The organism is Paracoccus aurantiacus (assembly GCF_007993065.1).
Classification (GTDB): Bacteria; Pseudomonadota; Alphaproteobacteria; order Rhodobacterales; family Rhodobacteraceae; genus Paracoccus; species Paracoccus aurantiacus.
Genome location: NZ_VOPL01000005.1, coordinates 39,181 through 54,014 on the forward strand (window position 1 = coordinate 39,181; position 14,834 = coordinate 54,014).

The following is a 14,834-nucleotide window of genomic DNA, read 5'->3' on the forward strand; positions in this document are numbered from 1 at the left end:
TTGGCCTTTTCAGTCGCGGGTGAAGCTTGTCACCGTTTCCACATGCGGGGACCAACGGAACTGATCGACCACATAGATGGGCCCCATGCGCCAGCCCGCATCCAGCATGGTGCGGGCGTCGCGGGCGAAGGTCACGGGATCGCAACTGACCCACGCGACGCGTTTCAGCGATGACGCGGCAAGATGTTCGGCCTGCGCGGGCGCACCCGTGCGGGGCGGGTCGATGATGGCGGCATCAAAACGGGCCAGTTCATCGGGCAGCAGCGGCCGGGCGGACAGGTCGCGGATCTCTGTCGTCACGCGGTGCAGATCGGGCGTGGCGCGCCATGCGGCGTCGAGTGCGTCCAGCGGCGCGGCCAACCCTTCGACCGCGTGAATATCGGCGGTTACGGCAAGCGGCAGCGTGAAGGTTCCGCAACCGGCGAAAAGATCGACAATATGCGCGGCACCCTGCAGCGATTTGCGCACGACGCTTAGCAGCGCGGCCTCGCCCTCTGCCGTGGCCTGCTGGAACGCGCCGGGGGGCGGGATCACGCGGGCGCGGCCCATCTGTCGCGCCGGACTACGCCGCGTCATGGGCGTGCCGTCCCAATCCAGCCGCGCGAAATCGCCCTGCCGCATGATCTGGCCCAGCCTTTCGGTCAGCGCCGCATCCAGAGCCTTGCCGCCCGTCAATGCGACATCCAGCCCCGCCGGGCTTTCGGTGACGGTCAGCGCAAGCTCTGCCCCGCGAGAGGCACCGGTGGCGACCAGTTCGCGCAGCACCGGCAGGGCCGCAACGATGGCAGGCCGCAGCACCCGGCATTCGGTCATGTCCACGATCTGATCCGAGGCGCGGGCGTGAAAACCCACAGTCGCGCCCCGTTTGGTGCGCCGCCCGGACAGCACAGCGCGCCTGCGCGATTGCGGGGGCGATGTGGCGATGCCGCCGATCTTCGCTGTAATCCCATGCGCCGCGAGCGCAGTGGTCACGCTGTCTGCCTTCCACTTCGCCACGAAAGCGTCGCTGCCATGCATCAGCGAACAGCCGCCGCATGCAGCGTAATGGGGGCAGTCCGCGTGCACCCGATCGGTTGAGGGGGTCAGGATACGCGGCGTTTCGATGCGGCCGTCATGGACCGCGCCGTCTATGATCTCGCCCGGCAGGGTCAGTTGTGCCAGCACCTGCTGGGCTGATGCGTCGCGCGCGACGCCGTCGCCGCGCCGGTTCAGCCGTTCGACCGTCCATTGCGTCATTCTGCGGCTTCCGCCTCGTCCGTGCCAAGGAAGCCGCCCGACTGGCGGTTCCAATAGCGGGCATAGGTGCCGCCCTGCGCCAGCAATTCCTCGTGGCTGCCTTCCTCGACAATGCGACCGGCATCCAGCACCACGATCCGGTCCATTTCCGCGATGGTGGACAGGCGGTGGGCGATGGCCAGCACGGTTTTGCCTTCCATCACCCGGTCAAGCGAGGTCTGGATCGCGGCCTCGACCTCGCTATCCAGCGCGCTTGTCGCCTCGTCCAGAATCAGAATCGGGGCGTTCTTCAGGAAAGCGCGGGCAAGGGCGATGCGCTGGCGTTGCCCGCCCGACAGCTTGACGCCGCGTTCGCCCAGATGCGCCTCGTATCCCTGCCGCCCGGCATGGTCCTGCATCGCGGCGATGAACTCGTCAGCCTCGGCCGCTTCGGCTGCGGCGGCGATTTCGCCCTCGGTCGCATCGGGGCTGCCATAGCGGATATTGTCGCGGGCCGAGCGGTTGAACATCGCGGTTTCCTGCGTGACCATGCCGATCTGGCGGCGCAGGCTTTCCTGCGTCACGTCACGGATATCCCGCCCGTCGATCAGCACCGCGCCCTTTTCGACGTCGTAAAGCCGCAGCAGCAGCGCGACCAGCGTCGATTTGCCGGCGCCCGATGCGCCGACCAGCCCGACCCTTTCGCCCGGCCGGATGGTCAGGTCGATGTCGTGGACGCCGCCACGCCCGTCGTTTCGGCCATACGTGAAGGTGACATTGTCAAAGCGGATTTCGCCGTCCACCTGTGCCAGCGCTTTGGCGTCTGGCGCATCGACCAGAGAAGGCGCGGGCGACAGCGTCTGCATCCCGTCCTCGATTTCCCCGATGGATCCCCAGATCCCCATCAGGGCCATGCTGACCCAGCCCGACATCTGCGACAGTCGCAGCGATATGGCGCCAATTGCGGCAATATCGCCCGCCGTCGCACGCCCGTCCTGCCATTGCAGGATCGCCATGCCGATCAGGATCACCGGCAGGATGCCCGCCAGCGTCATCAGCGACAGGCGGAACCAGGTGGACACGATGCCGAAATCGACCGCGCGTTCGCGGAAACCGGCCATGGCCGAAAGGGCGGCGCGGTCTTCGTGATCGGCATGGGCGAACAGCTTGACGGTCTTGATGTTGGTGATCGTGTCGACGACCTGCCCCGTGACGGTGGCACGGGCAGAGGCTCGCGCGGCGGAACGGCTGCGAATGCGTGGAAGGAAGAAGCGGATCAGCAGCGCATAGCTTCCCAGCCAGACGAGCAGCGCCACCGCCCCCCACAGATCGACCGACAGAAGGAACGCCGCAGACCCGATAATGGACGCCAGCGCGAAGGCCACGACGTTCACCATCTCGCCCGCGACATCGGTGACGGCGCGTGCGGTCTGCATCTGCTTCTGCGCCAGCCGTCCGGCGAAGTCGTTGTCGAAGAAGCTGACAGACTGGCCCATCGTCCAGCGATGCAGGCGCGATAGCACAAGGGGCAGGATATTCGGCCCGATGATGACGTTCGATGAGGCGGTCGAGAAGCCAAGGATCAGCGGGCGCACGACCAGAAAGAACAGAACGAAGCCGGTGATGATCGGCCAGCTTTGGCCCCAGATGGTCGACGGGTCGTTGCTGGCCACTGCATCGACAACCGCGCCCAGAAGCGTGGCCGAGATGACATCCGCCGCCCCGCTGGCGGCCGAGGCGAAGGTGGCGATCGTCAGTCCCCGGCCCGATCCCTTCAGCGCCCAGCCGATAAAGCGCAGCAGCGTCTGCGGCGGCGGCCCGTCGGCGGGTCGGAAGGCGTCGATCTGACGCGCGAAGGCGGAATGGATGCTCATGCGTCTTCTTCCCCCGCCTGCCGCGCGGCGTCAATCAGCGCAGCTTTGGACGCAGAAAAGGTCGACGCGATCCACAGGTTTTCGGCGGCTTTCAGGCCACGGCCAAGCGCGGGGCCGGTCAGATCGGGCATCAGATCGGATGCGCTGACCGGCAGAGGCGTATGGGCTGCCTGGTCGATCTGATCCAGCCAGTCAGGCGGCAGCGCATCGCCGCGCGCCAGCCGGATCAGGCCTGCGTCGCGCGCAATATCTGGACCATGCCGGAACGACGCCTCTGTCGGGGGCAGGCCAGCGGCACGGCGCAGCGATTCCAGCCGCCCGATCTCGACCCGCGACAGGCGCAGGCGATCCGCGCCGGTTTCAGGCGCGATCAGAGACAGGCGGCGCAGCCAGTCGGGGGCGATGTTTCGCTCCTTTTCTTCAGCCACAAGCGCGGCGAGAGGGGCTGTGTCTGCGTCATCAAGGATCTGCGACAGAACGCCCGTTTCCTGCATCAGCCCCATGGACATTGCCGGATCGGGGGCGGCCAGCAGCTTGCGCATTTCCGCGCCGATGCGTTCTGCGGAAACCCGCGACAAGCCTGCTTTTTCGGCGGTAATCGCCTCGACCGTGCCGGGGGCGGTCTTGTGGGCGTACCACGCGAGAAAGCGGAAGAAGCGCAGAATGCGCAGATAATCCTCGCGGATGCGGGCGGTCGGGTCGCCCACGAAACGCAGTTCCCGACGCCGCAGGTCGGCCCAGCCTCCGACTGGGTCCAACACCTCGCCCGAGACCGTCGCGTAAAGCGCGTTCATCGTAAAATCGCGGCGCGCGGCGTCATCCTCGATCCGGTCGGAAAAGGCGACGGTGGCGTTGCGCCCGTCGGTTTCGACGTCGCGCCGGAAGGTCGTGATTTCGAACGGGGTGCCGTCAGCGATGACGGTGACGGTGCCATGCTCAATGCCTGTCGGCACGGTCTTCATCCCGGCCGCGTGGGCCAGCCGAACGACCTGCTCGGGTAACGCATCAGTCGAAATATCAACATCGTCAACGGATTGTCCAAGAACCGCATTGCGCACCGCGCCGCCGACGATCAGCGCCTGATGCCCGGCATCCGTCAGCGCCTCAAGCAGTTTTCCAAGCGCCGGATCGTTCAGAAAGCTGGCCTTGATCTTCATCTCGATAGTCTTTCCGCCAGCCCGAGCAGAATTCGCGCGGTTGCCCCCCACAGGTAATACGGCCCGAAAGGTGCCACCCGATAGGCGCGCCATGTGTCGCGCCAGATGCGACCTTCAAGACGGTAATTCGCGGGATCGGCAATGTGGCTGAACGGCAGCGAAAAGACTTCGGCAACCTCGCCCGGCTCTGCCACCGGGGTGAACGGGCCGCGAATGACGGCCACGATGGGCGTGATGCAGAAATGGGTGACGGTGCGATGCGCGGGCAATGCGCCGATCACTTCGACCTGGCCGGGGTCAAGCGCGATCTCTTCCCGGGCCTCTCGCAGGGCGGCCGCTTCTTCATCGCGGTCACTCGGATCGACTTTGCCGCCGGGCAGGGCGATCTGGCCGGGATGATGGCGCATGGTCGCGGCGCGGGTGGTCAGATAAAGCCGCCCGTCATCTTCGTGAAACGCAGCCAGAACTGCCGCGCGACGCAGTGAACCGTCTGGCGGCAGAAAGCCGGGGTTGGGATCGAAATCGGAACTCGGCTCGGCCGGGACAGAAAGCGCCCTGCGAAGCCGCGCGATCAGCGCGTCGCCAGAAGGCGGCGGCGGTGATCTGCGCGGCGAAGAAGCAAAAGGCGTCGCGTCAGCACGCGGCGCCTTCGCGTCGACCGGACCAGGCCCGGCCGTCATGGTCATGGGCGGGCACCATCCTGATCCGCCGGCGATGCCGGGGCAGAGGGCAGAGGGTTGCCGTTTTCGTCAATCGTGGCCTCAAACCCCAGCGATTGCGGATCGAATTCGTAATGCGCGCCGCAGAACTGGCAATCCGCAGTGACGCGGCCATCCTCGGTCGTCATATGGCCAATGTCTTTCTGCGAATAGATCGACAGGGTGGCGCGCACCTTATCCTCGCTGCAGGAACATCCGAACTCGACACGCTGCGGATCGAACACACGGGGCTGCTCCTCATGGAACAACCGAACGAGCAGGTCGGTTGGCGCGACCGAGGGGCCGATCATCTCCATCTCTTCCACGGTGGAAAGCAGGTGATTCGCGCGGTTCCAGTCTTCGGACTGTGCGCCCTGCAGAATGTCGGCGGCTTCGATCAGCCCGCTTTCGGTGCTTGCCCCGTCACCCAGCATCGGCTGGGCCGGCAGCGTCTGCAGCATGATGCCGCCCGCGCGCCAGGTTTCCACACCGCCCGGCAGCAGAGAGCGCCCATAGGACAGCGCAAAGCTGCTGGGAAGTTGCTCGGACTGCGCGAAATAAGTCCCGGCACAGGCCGAAAGCGAGCCTCCGGCAAGGGGCGTGATGCCCTGATAGGGCTGACTACCCGGCCCCTGATCGATCAGGATGGCGAAGTAACCTTCGCCGATCTGGTCGAAATGCGCGCCTTCGGTCAGTCGCTCGGCATCGAAGCTTGCCCATGCGCGCATCCGTGCCGGGCCCCCTTCGGTTTCCGGGGCGTAATAATCGGCGGCGATGGTGCGGATTGCACCCTTGCCGCGAACCTGAAGCGACAGCTTCCAGCGCAACTTGATCATCGGTCCGATAAGGGCCGTCAGCAGCGCAAGCTCTGCCACGGCCGCGGCGACCGGGCCGGGGTATTCGTGGCGTGAAAGAATGTGGTCCAGAACCCCGTCAAGCCGAGCAACCCGGCCGCGTATCGAGGAGCGGTCGAGCTGAAACGGCAGGACGGTATCGTCCCACGCGATCTGGTTGATATTGGTCATGGTGTCCTTCGGATTGTCTGGCGCCAGCAGGGCGCGTCAGGCCCAATATAGGCGCGCCTGCGCCGATCCCAAGGGCAAAGCGCGTGCGTCCGCGTCCGACGCGCCCACGACCCGGCGACTGAAAGCTGATGGTTGCGGCAGACTTATTGATAGCCGCGCACGAGAGCCGCAGAAAGCATGACCCAGCCATCGACAACGACGAAGAAGGCCAGCTTGAACGGCAGCGCGACCACAGCCGGGGGCACCATCATCATGCCCATCGCCATCAGAACCGCCGATACGACGAGGTCGATGACGAGGAAGGGAAGCGCGATCAGAAAGCCGATTTCGAAAGCGCGCTGCAGCTCGGTCAGCATGAACGAGGGGATCAGCAGCCGCAATCCGTCGCCAGCCGCGTCGGCAGGCACCAGAGAACGCATCTCGTCCAGTATCGCCGGATCGGCACGCGCGGCCATGAAACGTTCGAACGGCCCGATTGCGCGCGACAATGCCTCGATCAAACCGATCTGGCCCGACTGAAGCGGCGGGCCGGAAAGCGACCAGGCCTCGCGAAGGACCGGGTCCATGACGAACCATGTCAGAAACAGCGCGAGGCTGACGATCAGCATATTGGGCGGTGACTGCTGAAGGCCAAGTGACTGGCGCAGGATCGACAGCACCGTCACCATGAACGGAAAGCATGTCACTGTAATCGCGATTGCTGGGGCAAGCGAAAGAACGGTCAGCCCCAAAAACAGCAGGATCGACGTCTGCCCGACCCCGGAACCTTCGGCAGAACCCGTCGCAATGGATTCGACCACCGACCCGATCTGTTCTGCCACGCTGTTTGCCGCCTGCGCGCCTGTGGCACTGTCGGTCGTTGTGATCGCTTCGCCGGTCGTCAGCGGCACGTCGACGCTTTGCGCGACGCCTTGCAAGGGCGTCGCGATCAGCACTGCCAGCGCCACCATCAGCAGAGCGGGCAACGCGATCCGAGGCATGCGAATCACGCCGCGTCCCCGCCAGCCCGCGTGATGCGCAGCATAAGGCGACCGGCATCCGTCTCGTCGGCGATCAGTTCGCCAAATGCGATGACGTGATCGCCGACACAGATTTCGACCGCATCATCCACCGCCTGATCGAGCGGCAGGATGTCGTTTTCGCGCAGCTCGGAAAGCTCGGCCACGGTCATGCTGCGCCGTCCGATGCGGACGGTGATCTCGACGGGGATATTGTCGGTCAGGACGGTCTGGTTCAGGTCCATTCATCGCTCCTTGAAAGGGGACAGATCGCCAAGAAGTTCGGCGATACTGACGGGAAGGTCGGCATGCCCGAACGAGATCCGGCCACCGTCGAATGTGATTTCCGTCTGCGCGCCGGGCCGGAGCGTGATCCCGCGAAGGCCAAGCTCGGCGATCTTTTCTTCCAGCAGCCCGAACAGGGGGCCTTCGGCAGCGATCTGGCAGGCGGGCCGGGTACCCGATTTGCAAAGCCTGTCCAACTCATCGGCAATCGCTTGTGCAAGCACGTCGTCGTAACGCTCGGCCAGTTTCGCCACGATCGCCTGCAGAACCGGGCGGATCGCCTGCAAAACCTCCTCGATCGCGCAATTGCGGATCTGGTCTTCCACGGCGATGCGGGCAGTTGCGGCGCTGAGCGCGTCATTCAGCGCGGTCAGTTCGGCATCCCTGCATGCGTCGGCGCCGCATGCAAAACCGCGCTGATATTCATCACGAAGCTCGCTCTCGGAGAAGACAGGTTGGCGCGGGCGGGGCGGCGCGGCGAAGTCTTCCAGACGCAGCGCGGCACTCATGTGATCGACCTTTCATCGTCGCCGATCCAGCCGCTCAGCAAGCGAACGGTCTCGTCCTGGCGTTCTTTCATCAGTTGCTTCAGGCGTGCGACCGGATCATCCCCTGCGCCGCCCGGATTATCGAAATCGAACTCGGGCGCGGACATGGTCAGCATCGGAATGTCGGGCATCATCATCGGCGGCGCCATCGTGGCCTGATCAGAAACCGGTGGAGGCCGGGAATCATCAAGCGCTGCGCTTTCGCTGCCCCCGGCCTTGCCACGACGCAGCCCGCGCATCGTCAGCCACAGCGCCAGCAGCGCGAAAAGCCCGACCATCGTGATCCGCAGCAGACTGTCGAGCGCGAGCCGGTCCAGAAGCCCATCGCGGCGCGCAATCTCGGTTCCGGCTTCGGGAACAGAAACGAAGGGCATCGACTTCACCGTGATCTCATCGCCGCGCGCTTCGTCATACCCGACTGCCGCCGAGACGAGTTCGCGAATCGCGCCAAGCTCTGCGTCATCGCGGGCGACCAGTTCATCGGTGCCGTCGGCAGTGCTGCGCATAACGCCATTGACGAGCACCGCAACACTCTGCCGCCGGACCGAGCCAGGCCTTCGGTCGATCTGGCGCGTCACGCTGCCGACCTCATAATTCGCACGCTGGCGGGTTTCTGCGCGCTGCGACTGCTGCTTGTCGCCATCCTGCTGGCGCTGCTCGGGCAGGTTGGATGCCGCAGTGACCGCGCCGCCATTCGCCGTGCTGCTTTCGTCGCTAAGCTCTTCCGTCTCTTGCGAGATCATTGCGCGCTGCGTGGGATCGAAGCTTCGCTCGGTCACCTGCTCTGCTTCTGTGACCAGATCGATGCTCACCTCGACAATTGCGTTCCCCGCGCCGACATGCGGCGCGAGAATGCGTTCGACATTTTCTTTGATGCGCGTCTCGCGGTCGCTGACGCTTTGCTCGTCAGGCGCTTGGATGACACCGCGCAGAGAATCGATCACCGAAACCGCGTCTGGTGCCAGTTTCGGAACGGCCGACGAAATCAGGAAGCGCATCGCGTTGGCCTGCGCGGGCGAAAGCGGCGTGCCATCCGTGACAATCGTCACCGAGGCAGAGCCGGGCTGGGTATCGCGATAGCCCCGCGATTGGGGCGCGGTCAGGTGCACACGCGCGGAACGCACGGATGGAATCGAAAGGATGGTCCGGGCAAGCTCGCCCTCTTTGGCGCGCCAATAGGCCGCGTCGAACATCTGCGAGGTGGTGCTGAAGCCGGACATCTCGTCGAGAATCTCGTAGCCCTTGCCGCTTTGCTGAGGCAGATCCTGCGACGCCAGATCCATGCGGATGCGGTCACGCTGCGCTGCATCGACCCAGATCGAGCTTCCGCGAAGCTCATAAGCTGTGCCCGTCTGTTCCAGATGCGCAACCACCGGCCCGGCCTGCGAATCGTCAAGCCCGGAATAGAGCAGCGCCATCTGAACACGCCCGGCAAGCGCGATGAAGGCCAGCACAAGAAGGAAGGTAGCGACGAAGCCGCCAATCACCGCGAATCGCTGACGAGCCGTGCGCGCCGCCCAGTATTTCTGCAGTTCCCGCAAATCTGTCCCCTTCGATTCGAGTTCTTCGACAAGGGTGTTTTGGCACGATGCGCGTTAATTATTGGTTAGTCGGGCAATGGTATTCCCTCAATTCGAAGAAGGAGAATCACCATGTCCGAAACACTCGCGATTGATGAAGTGCCGGCGCGCAGGGGGCGCGGCAGACTGGCTCTGATCGCACTGGTCCTTTCAGCCGGAATCTGCGGGTTCGCGGCCAGCTACATGGGATTCGTCAGCCCGCTCGCGATGTTTTCGAAGGATGCCGGGCATAGCGAACCGCTGCCAGAGATCGGCTTTGTCGATGTCCCCCGGATCGTCGTGCCCATGCCGGGGCGCAACCGGCAACTGATGATGAGCATCAAGCTTGAGGTCGCGCCGCAAGATGCAGCGCAGGTGCAGCTTCTGATGCCGCGTATTGCCGACAGCTTTACCGGCTTTCTCAGCGATATAGACCCCGCGGCGATGGATCGGCGCGGGGTGCTGGAAATCATTCGCGCTGAATTGACGACGCGCGCCCAGATCGTGCTGGGCGACGGCATCGTCAAGGAAGTCCTGATTACGGAGTTCGCGATCCAATGAGCCTGCAATTCCTGCTTCCCGCCGTCAGCGTTCTGACGGCATTCCCGCTGGCGGCCTATTGCCTGCTTTTGTCGCGAAGGTTGCGAAAGCTGAACAACCTGGAAACCGGGTTGGGCGGTGCGATTGCCGTGATGACATCCGAGATCTCGCGGCTTGACCAATGCATTCGGAAGGCGCGGGCCGAGGCGGAAGCGGCGTCGAACGAACTTGCCCGCGTCATCGAGGCATCGCGGAACGAAAAGGCATATTGGGCCCTGCAATCGGAACTTTCGCGCGGCGGCACCGCGTCGCAGCGCCGTCTGCGCCCACGCGCCCAGTTGCTGGAGGCAGAGGATGCCTAAGATCCTTTTGCCCGTCGTCGCGGCTGCGCTTTTGCCGGTTGCGGCGCTTTCGGTGACGCCCCCGACAACCACACCGCCACCGTTTGCGGCCGAAGGGTTGCTGGCAGGTTGCGGCGATATCCCCGAGGTTGTGGCCTTGGTCGAGGAATTGCGTATCCGCGAAGACCGGATCAAGAAGGCATTGGCCGAACTTGACGACAAGAAGTCCGAAATAGCATCGGCTCGTGCGACCCTGACAGCGGAATTGCGAAGGTTCAAGCAGGCGGGCAAGCCGCTCCTCGGGTCGAAGACAAGCACTCAGCGCGCGGTTGACGCAGATATTGCCCGCCTGGTCGCGGTCTATGAAGCCATGAAGCCCAAGGAATCGGCCGCCGTTCTCGCAAGCCTGCCCTCGGATTTCGCCGCCGAGATCCTGATGCGCGTGAACCCCGAGACAGGCGCGCGCATCATTGCGGCGATCGAACCGCAAAAGGCCGCCATTCTCACGACCTATATGGGTGCCCGTAGCACCCCCTTGCGATAGGAGAACGCCATGTTCGGTGCAGCAGGCATCGTTGTCACGATTGTCATGGTGTTCGGCGGCTATGCGCTCGCCGGCGGCAAGATGGAGGTGATCCTTCACGCCCTGCCTTTCGAAATGATGATTATCGGTGGCGCCGCGATCGGATCGTACATCCTGTCGAACAGCGGCGCTGTTCTGAAGCATACCGTCTCCGGCATCATGCGGGCTTTCAAGGGGCCAGCGTGGCAAGGCCAGGATCACGAAGACCTTCTGTGCCTTCTGTTCCAGCTTCTGCGCCTTGGCCGCAGCAACGCGGTAGAGCTGGAGGAGCATATCGAGAACCCCGAAAGCAGCGAGATATTCCGGGCGTATCCGCGTATCCTCGCCGATCACGAGGCCGTGGCGATCATTACCGACACGTTGCGATCCGCCAGCCTGAACTATGACGACCCCTATCAGGTCGAGGATATGCTGACCAAGCGTATCGCGCTTATCAAGGAAGAGGAGATGCACGTCGCCCATGCGCTTCAATCCATGGCCGACGCGCTGCCTGCGCTTGGCATCGTCGCGGCGGTGCTTGGCGTCATCAAGACGATGAGCGCGATCGACCAGCCGCCAGAGATCCTGGGCAAGATGATCGGTTCAGCACTGGTCGGGACATTTCTTGGGGTTTTCCTGGCCTACGGGCTGGTATCGCCGCTCGCGCAGCGCCTCAGCGCGGTGAAAAAACACGATCTGTCCTTCTATGAGGTTATCAAATCCGTGCTGGTGGCTGGCCTTCATCACCACGCCACCAACCTTTGCGTCGAGGTCGGGCGGCAATCGGCGCCCGAGCAGTTGCGCCCCAGCTTCGTCTCGCTTGAAAACGCCCTGCGCGACATCAAGAGGGCGTCATGACTCTGCTTGCAGGCATCCTTGCCGCGGGGCTGGCAGGCGCCCCCGGACTGCCCGAGATAATCGCAGAGATCGACAGGCTGGTTCTGAGCGGGCGGCAGATGCCCGCAGCCTTCATGCTGGATGTCCGCCGCCTGCCGGATGCGGGCGACCGAATGCAGGCGCTGGTTTATCTGCGCCGTGCGGGGCTTCTGACCGGCAGCGCGCAGCCTCTGGATGGCATCGTCTTCCAGCGCGCGCCTGTCGCGGCACCGAATGCTGCGGAGCCTTCGAATGGCGAATGAGGGCGCACGCGCGGGTGCGGGCGCACTTCGCGGGACCATGATAACCTCCGGCCTCGTCATCATCGTGCTGACGATGGTCATTCCGATACCTGCATCCCTGCTCGATTTCGGGATCGCGGTTTCCATCGCCAGTGCGACGATGATCCTGGTCATGGCATCGACTGTCGAAAAGCCTACCGACTTTCAGGCATTCCCGGTGCTGCTTCTCGTCTCGCTCATCATCAGGCTTTCGCTGAACGTGTCGTCAACGCGGCTGATCCTGACAGAGGGGCATACAGGCGAAGGTGCCGCGGGTCATGTCATCAGCGGCTTTTCGCAATTCGTTGCCGGTGGCTCATTAATGGTGGGGCTGACGATTTTCGCGGTCATCTCTGCCGTGAATTTCATTGTCATTACCAAGGGTGCCGGCCGGATGGCCGAGGTTTCTGCCCGCTTTGCGCTTGACAGCCTGCCCGGCAAGCAGCTTGCGATCGACGGCGACCTGAACTGCGGCGCTATCGACCATGCCGAAGCCCGTCGCCGTCGCGAGAACGATCAGCGCGAGATCAGCTTTTTCGGCTCGCTCGACGGGGCGTCGAAATTTGTGAAGGGTGACGCCGTCGCCGGTATCCTGATCACACTCATAAACCTGCTGGTCGGGATTGCGATGGGGGTGATTGCCCACGACCTGTCCATCGGAACTGCGCTTCAGAACTATTCGCGCCTGTCGATCGGCGATGGTCTGGTCAGCCAGGTGCCGTCGCTCATCACCTCCATGGCAGCGGCACTTCTTCTTTCGCGCGGCGGCGCGACCGAAGAAACCTCCAGTCTCATTCTGGGGCAGGCCGCGCAGGACTGGCGCGCGCCTGCCGTGGTCTGCGGCGCGATGGTCTTGATGGCTTTCGTTCCCGGCATGCCGAAGCTGCTTTTCCTGTTGCTCGCCTCAGCGCTCGCCTTTGCTGCCTGGCGCATCTATCGGAAGAAGTCCGTCGAATGCGCGCGACCCGAGCCTGCGCCTGTGGTCGAGCCTGCGCAACCGCGTCGAATCGGCGACGATCTGGACATGGACGATATCGCGGTCGAGATCGGCGACGATCTTGTCATGGACGCGTTGGATGCCGGTCGCGGACTTGCCGCGCGCATCGGAAACCTGCGCACTCATATCGCGCGCAACTTCGGTATTATTTTGCCCGAGGTGCGCATCACCGACGACAGCAACTGTGCCGCGAATGCCTATGTCATCCGCGTGCATGGCGTGGTTCGCGGGCGCGGCACCCTTGAATCGGGCCGGCTGATGGCGCTTGGCAGCACCGAGGTGCTTGACCTGATGCCAGGCGCGATCATGCGCGAGCCCGTCTTCGGCACGCAGGCGAAATGGGTCGAACAGGACCAGCAGGAAGATGCCGTCCTTGCCGGTGCGACCGTCGTCACACCGATGGAGGTCCTGTCGACGCACCTGATGGAAGTCGTCAAATCCAGCCTGTCTGAATTGTTGACGCTGACCGCGCTTCAGCGCCTGATTGCCGAGTTGAAAGAGATGTCGGATCCCTCGCGCGCGAAGGCTTATCAGGCCTATTTCGACAACATGATACCCGAGAAAATCTCGCCGGAGCTGCTGCTGGCAGTTCTGCGCCAGATGCTGGATGAGGGGCTGTCGATCCGAAACCTGCCGCTTATCGTCGATGCGGTTCACGAATGTCGCGCCGCGGGCAGCCCGGATGCAGTGTTCGAGGCGATCCGCAGACGCCTTCGCGGTCAGATCACGCAGCGCATGGCCGGACCTTCCGGGCAGTTGAATATCGTACAGCTTCACCCCGCGTGGGAAGCAGAGTTCGTCGCGGCAGAGGATGGCGCCGGCCGGGGCCATAACGGCGCGCCGCTTGTCGATCTGTCGCGGAAGCTGGTTGCGCGTGTGCGCACGCAGCTTGCCGGGCTCGACCTGCAGGAAGACCCGGTAATTGCTGCGCCCGATCATCGCAGGCGTCAGCTTCGCGACATTCTTTCCGCGCATGGCCTGCCCGTCCCTGTGCTGGGATTGGCCGATATCGACCCGGCTGCAGATATCAATCTGCTTGGGACAATCGAGGCGGGCTGATGGCGCTGACATCTGCGCTTCCCCCTGATCTGACTGCCATGCTGATGCCGCTTCTGCTGGCCTATCTGCGTGTTCAGGCCGCCGTCCTTGTCTTTCCCGTATTTTCAGAGCGCGTCGTGTCCGTGCGCATCCGGATCACCATCGCAATGCTGCTGGCGCCGGTCGCAGCGGTCATGTCGAACATGCAAACGCTGCCCGCCGAAACCGAGGGCATCATGCTGTTTGCCCCGCTCGCGCTTCGCGAAATGCTGGCAGGCTTCCTGATCGCATTGCCGGCGCGGATCATGGCGTCTGCGCTTCATGTCGCGAGTTCTGCAATTGGTGCCACCGCCTCGCTGTCGCAACTGATCGGGACGGGGACCGAGGCCGCACCCCATCCAATCGGCAATCTGATGCATATGGCGGGACTGGCACTGCTGATGGCCATGGGACTTCCGATCCTGCTGGTGGACCTGATTGCGCAAAGCTATGCGGCCTTTCCTGCCGGGCAATTTCAGATCAGCGGCGACCAGGTGGGCGGCATGGTTGGTCTTGTCAGCCGATCCTTTGTGCTGGCGCTTGCGGTTGCCTCGCCGTTCATACTGGGCGGGCTTCTTTATCAGGTTCTGACCGGGATCGTGAACCGGGTCATGCCGGCACTTCCTGTCGTGTTCATTGGCGCACCCGCGATCATTATGCTTGCGCTCGTCGCGCTTGCCGTACTGTCACCACTGATCCTTTCGGGTTGGGCTGATGCGGTGTTCCTGCATGCGTTGCCGGATTAAGGGCGATCATCTGCAGGGGGCAGCGGCGCACGCTTCGCGAGCGACGGGCCGGAGA

The 14,834-nt window shown here is 63.8% G+C and carries 16 protein-coding genes; 7 read left to right on the forward strand and 9 right to left on the reverse strand.

Going from position 1 to position 14,834, the window contains the following annotated elements; translation table 11 throughout:
* Positions 1–9 precede the first annotated feature (9 nt).
* From FQV27_RS12720 to fliF, 9 genes are all read right to left on the reverse strand, one after another.
* Complete coding sequence (locus FQV27_RS12720; protein WP_147099087.1) at positions 10–1,236, reverse strand: class I SAM-dependent RNA methyltransferase; 1,227 nt, start codon at positions 1,234–1,236, stop codon at positions 10–12.
* The gene (locus tag FQV27_RS12725) at positions 1,233–3,089 is read right to left on the reverse strand and encodes an ABC transporter ATP-binding protein (RefSeq protein ID WP_147099089.1); all 1,857 of its coding nucleotides are present in this window, start codon (positions 3,087–3,089) and stop codon (positions 1,233–1,235) included. Before FQV27_RS12725 ends, FQV27_RS12720 begins: the two co-directional genes overlap by 4 nt.
* Positions 3,086–4,246, reverse strand: coding sequence for a CCA tRNA nucleotidyltransferase (locus tag FQV27_RS12730; RefSeq protein WP_147099094.1), 1,161 nt, complete (start codon positions 4,244–4,246; stop codon positions 3,086–3,088). Before FQV27_RS12730 ends, FQV27_RS12725 begins: the two co-directional genes overlap by 4 nt.
* Positions 4,243–4,932, reverse strand: a complete 690-nt coding sequence (locus FQV27_RS12735; RefSeq protein WP_246133096.1) for an NUDIX hydrolase — start codon at positions 4,930–4,932, stop codon at positions 4,243–4,245. The genes FQV27_RS12730 and FQV27_RS12735 overlap by 4 nt, the downstream gene beginning before the upstream one ends.
* Positions 4,929–5,969, reverse strand: coding sequence for an Hsp33 family molecular chaperone HslO (gene hslO / locus FQV27_RS12740; protein WP_147099098.1), 1,041 nt, complete (start codon positions 5,967–5,969; stop codon positions 4,929–4,931). Before hslO ends, FQV27_RS12735 begins: the two co-directional genes overlap by 4 nt.
* 143 nt (positions 5,970–6,112) lie before the next feature.
* The gene (locus tag FQV27_RS12745) at positions 6,113–6,958 is read right to left on the reverse strand and encodes a flagellar type III secretion system pore protein FliP (protein ID WP_246133097.1); all 846 of its coding nucleotides are present in this window, start codon (positions 6,956–6,958) and stop codon (positions 6,113–6,115) included.
* The gene (locus FQV27_RS12750; protein WP_147099101.1) at positions 6,955–7,212 is read right to left on the reverse strand and encodes a FliM/FliN family flagellar motor switch protein; all 258 of its coding nucleotides are present in this window, start codon (positions 7,210–7,212) and stop codon (positions 6,955–6,957) included. The genes FQV27_RS12745 and FQV27_RS12750 overlap by 4 nt, the downstream gene beginning before the upstream one ends.
* Entirely contained in the window at positions 7,213–7,761 is a 549-nt protein-coding gene (locus FQV27_RS12755; RefSeq protein ID WP_147099104.1) for a hypothetical protein, read from the reverse strand.
* On the reverse strand, positions 7,758–9,341 hold the full coding sequence (fliF, locus tag FQV27_RS12760; RefSeq protein WP_147099106.1) for a flagellar basal-body MS-ring/collar protein FliF: 1,584 nt from the start codon (positions 9,339–9,341) through the stop codon (positions 7,758–7,760). The genes FQV27_RS12755 and fliF overlap by 4 nt, the downstream gene beginning before the upstream one ends.
* Positions 9,342–9,452: 111 nt before the next feature.
* Between fliF and FQV27_RS12765 the strand changes: the two genes are divergently transcribed.
* The 7 genes from FQV27_RS12765 to FQV27_RS12795 are packed head-to-tail and all read left to right on the forward strand — an operon-like array spanning position 9,453 to position 14,779.
* Positions 9,453–9,920: a flagellar basal body-associated FliL family protein gene (locus FQV27_RS12765; protein WP_147099108.1), complete on the forward strand. Its 468-nt coding sequence runs from the start codon at positions 9,453–9,455 to the stop codon at positions 9,918–9,920.
* Complete coding sequence (locus FQV27_RS12770; RefSeq protein WP_147099111.1) at positions 9,917–10,261, forward strand: hypothetical protein; 345 nt, start codon at positions 9,917–9,919, stop codon at positions 10,259–10,261. The genes FQV27_RS12765 and FQV27_RS12770 overlap by 4 nt, the downstream gene beginning before the upstream one ends.
* Positions 10,254–10,784, forward strand: a complete 531-nt coding sequence (locus FQV27_RS12775) for a MotE family protein (protein ID WP_147099115.1) — start codon at positions 10,254–10,256, stop codon at positions 10,782–10,784. The genes FQV27_RS12770 and FQV27_RS12775 overlap by 8 nt, the downstream gene beginning before the upstream one ends.
* A 9-nt stretch (positions 10,785–10,793) precedes the next feature.
* The gene (motA, locus tag FQV27_RS12780; RefSeq protein ID WP_147099117.1) at positions 10,794–11,660 is read left to right on the forward strand and encodes a flagellar motor stator protein MotA; all 867 of its coding nucleotides are present in this window, start codon (positions 10,794–10,796) and stop codon (positions 11,658–11,660) included.
* Complete coding sequence (locus FQV27_RS12785; protein ID WP_147099118.1) at positions 11,657–11,941, forward strand: hypothetical protein; 285 nt, start codon at positions 11,657–11,659, stop codon at positions 11,939–11,941. The genes motA and FQV27_RS12785 overlap by 4 nt, the downstream gene beginning before the upstream one ends.
* Positions 11,931–14,015: a flagellar biosynthesis protein FlhA gene (locus FQV27_RS12790; protein ID WP_147099120.1), complete on the forward strand. Its 2,085-nt coding sequence runs from the start codon at positions 11,931–11,933 to the stop codon at positions 14,013–14,015. The genes FQV27_RS12785 and FQV27_RS12790 overlap by 11 nt, the downstream gene beginning before the upstream one ends.
* Positions 14,015–14,779 (forward strand): flagellar biosynthetic protein FliR, encoded by a 765-nt coding sequence (locus FQV27_RS12795; RefSeq protein ID WP_147099122.1) that lies wholly within the window; start codon positions 14,015–14,017, stop codon positions 14,777–14,779. The genes FQV27_RS12790 and FQV27_RS12795 overlap by 1 nt, the downstream gene beginning before the upstream one ends.
* The last annotated feature ends 55 nt before the right edge of the window (positions 14,780–14,834 follow it).

Coding starts and splice junctions, on each gene's coding strand:
- FQV27_RS12750 (WP_147099101.1), bottom strand. CDS start 7,212: ATGGACCTGAACCAGACCGTCCTGACCGACAATATCCCCGTCGAGATC.
- FQV27_RS12735 (WP_246133096.1), bottom strand. CDS start 4,932: ATGACCATGACGGCCGGGCCTGGTCCGGTCGACGCGAAGGCGCCGCGT.
- FQV27_RS12720 (WP_147099087.1), bottom strand. CDS start 1,236: ATGACGCAATGGACGGTCGAACGGCTGAACCGGCGCGGCGACGGCGTC.
- FQV27_RS12795 (WP_147099122.1), top strand. CDS start 14,015: ATGGCGCTGACATCTGCGCTTCCCCCTGATCTGACTGCCATGCTGATG.
- FQV27_RS12775 (WP_147099115.1), top strand. CDS start 10,254: ATGCCTAAGATCCTTTTGCCCGTCGTCGCGGCTGCGCTTTTGCCGGTT.
- hslO (WP_147099098.1), bottom strand. CDS start 5,969: ATGACCAATATCAACCAGATCGCGTGGGACGATACCGTCCTGCCGTTT.
- FQV27_RS12790 (WP_147099120.1), top strand. CDS start 11,931: ATGGCGAATGAGGGCGCACGCGCGGGTGCGGGCGCACTTCGCGGGACC.
- FQV27_RS12765 (WP_147099108.1), top strand. CDS start 9,453: ATGTCCGAAACACTCGCGATTGATGAAGTGCCGGCGCGCAGGGGGCGC.
- FQV27_RS12725 (WP_147099089.1), bottom strand. CDS start 3,089: ATGAGCATCCATTCCGCCTTCGCGCGTCAGATCGACGCCTTCCGACCC.
- FQV27_RS12770 (WP_147099111.1), top strand. CDS start 9,917: ATGAGCCTGCAATTCCTGCTTCCCGCCGTCAGCGTTCTGACGGCATTC.
- motA (WP_147099117.1), top strand. CDS start 10,794: ATGTTCGGTGCAGCAGGCATCGTTGTCACGATTGTCATGGTGTTCGGC.
- FQV27_RS12785 (WP_147099118.1), top strand. CDS start 11,657: ATGACTCTGCTTGCAGGCATCCTTGCCGCGGGGCTGGCAGGCGCCCCC.
- FQV27_RS12730 (WP_147099094.1), bottom strand. CDS start 4,246: ATGAAGATCAAGGCCAGCTTTCTGAACGATCCGGCGCTTGGAAAACTG.
- FQV27_RS12755 (WP_147099104.1), bottom strand. CDS start 7,761: ATGAGTGCCGCGCTGCGTCTGGAAGACTTCGCCGCGCCGCCCCGCCCG.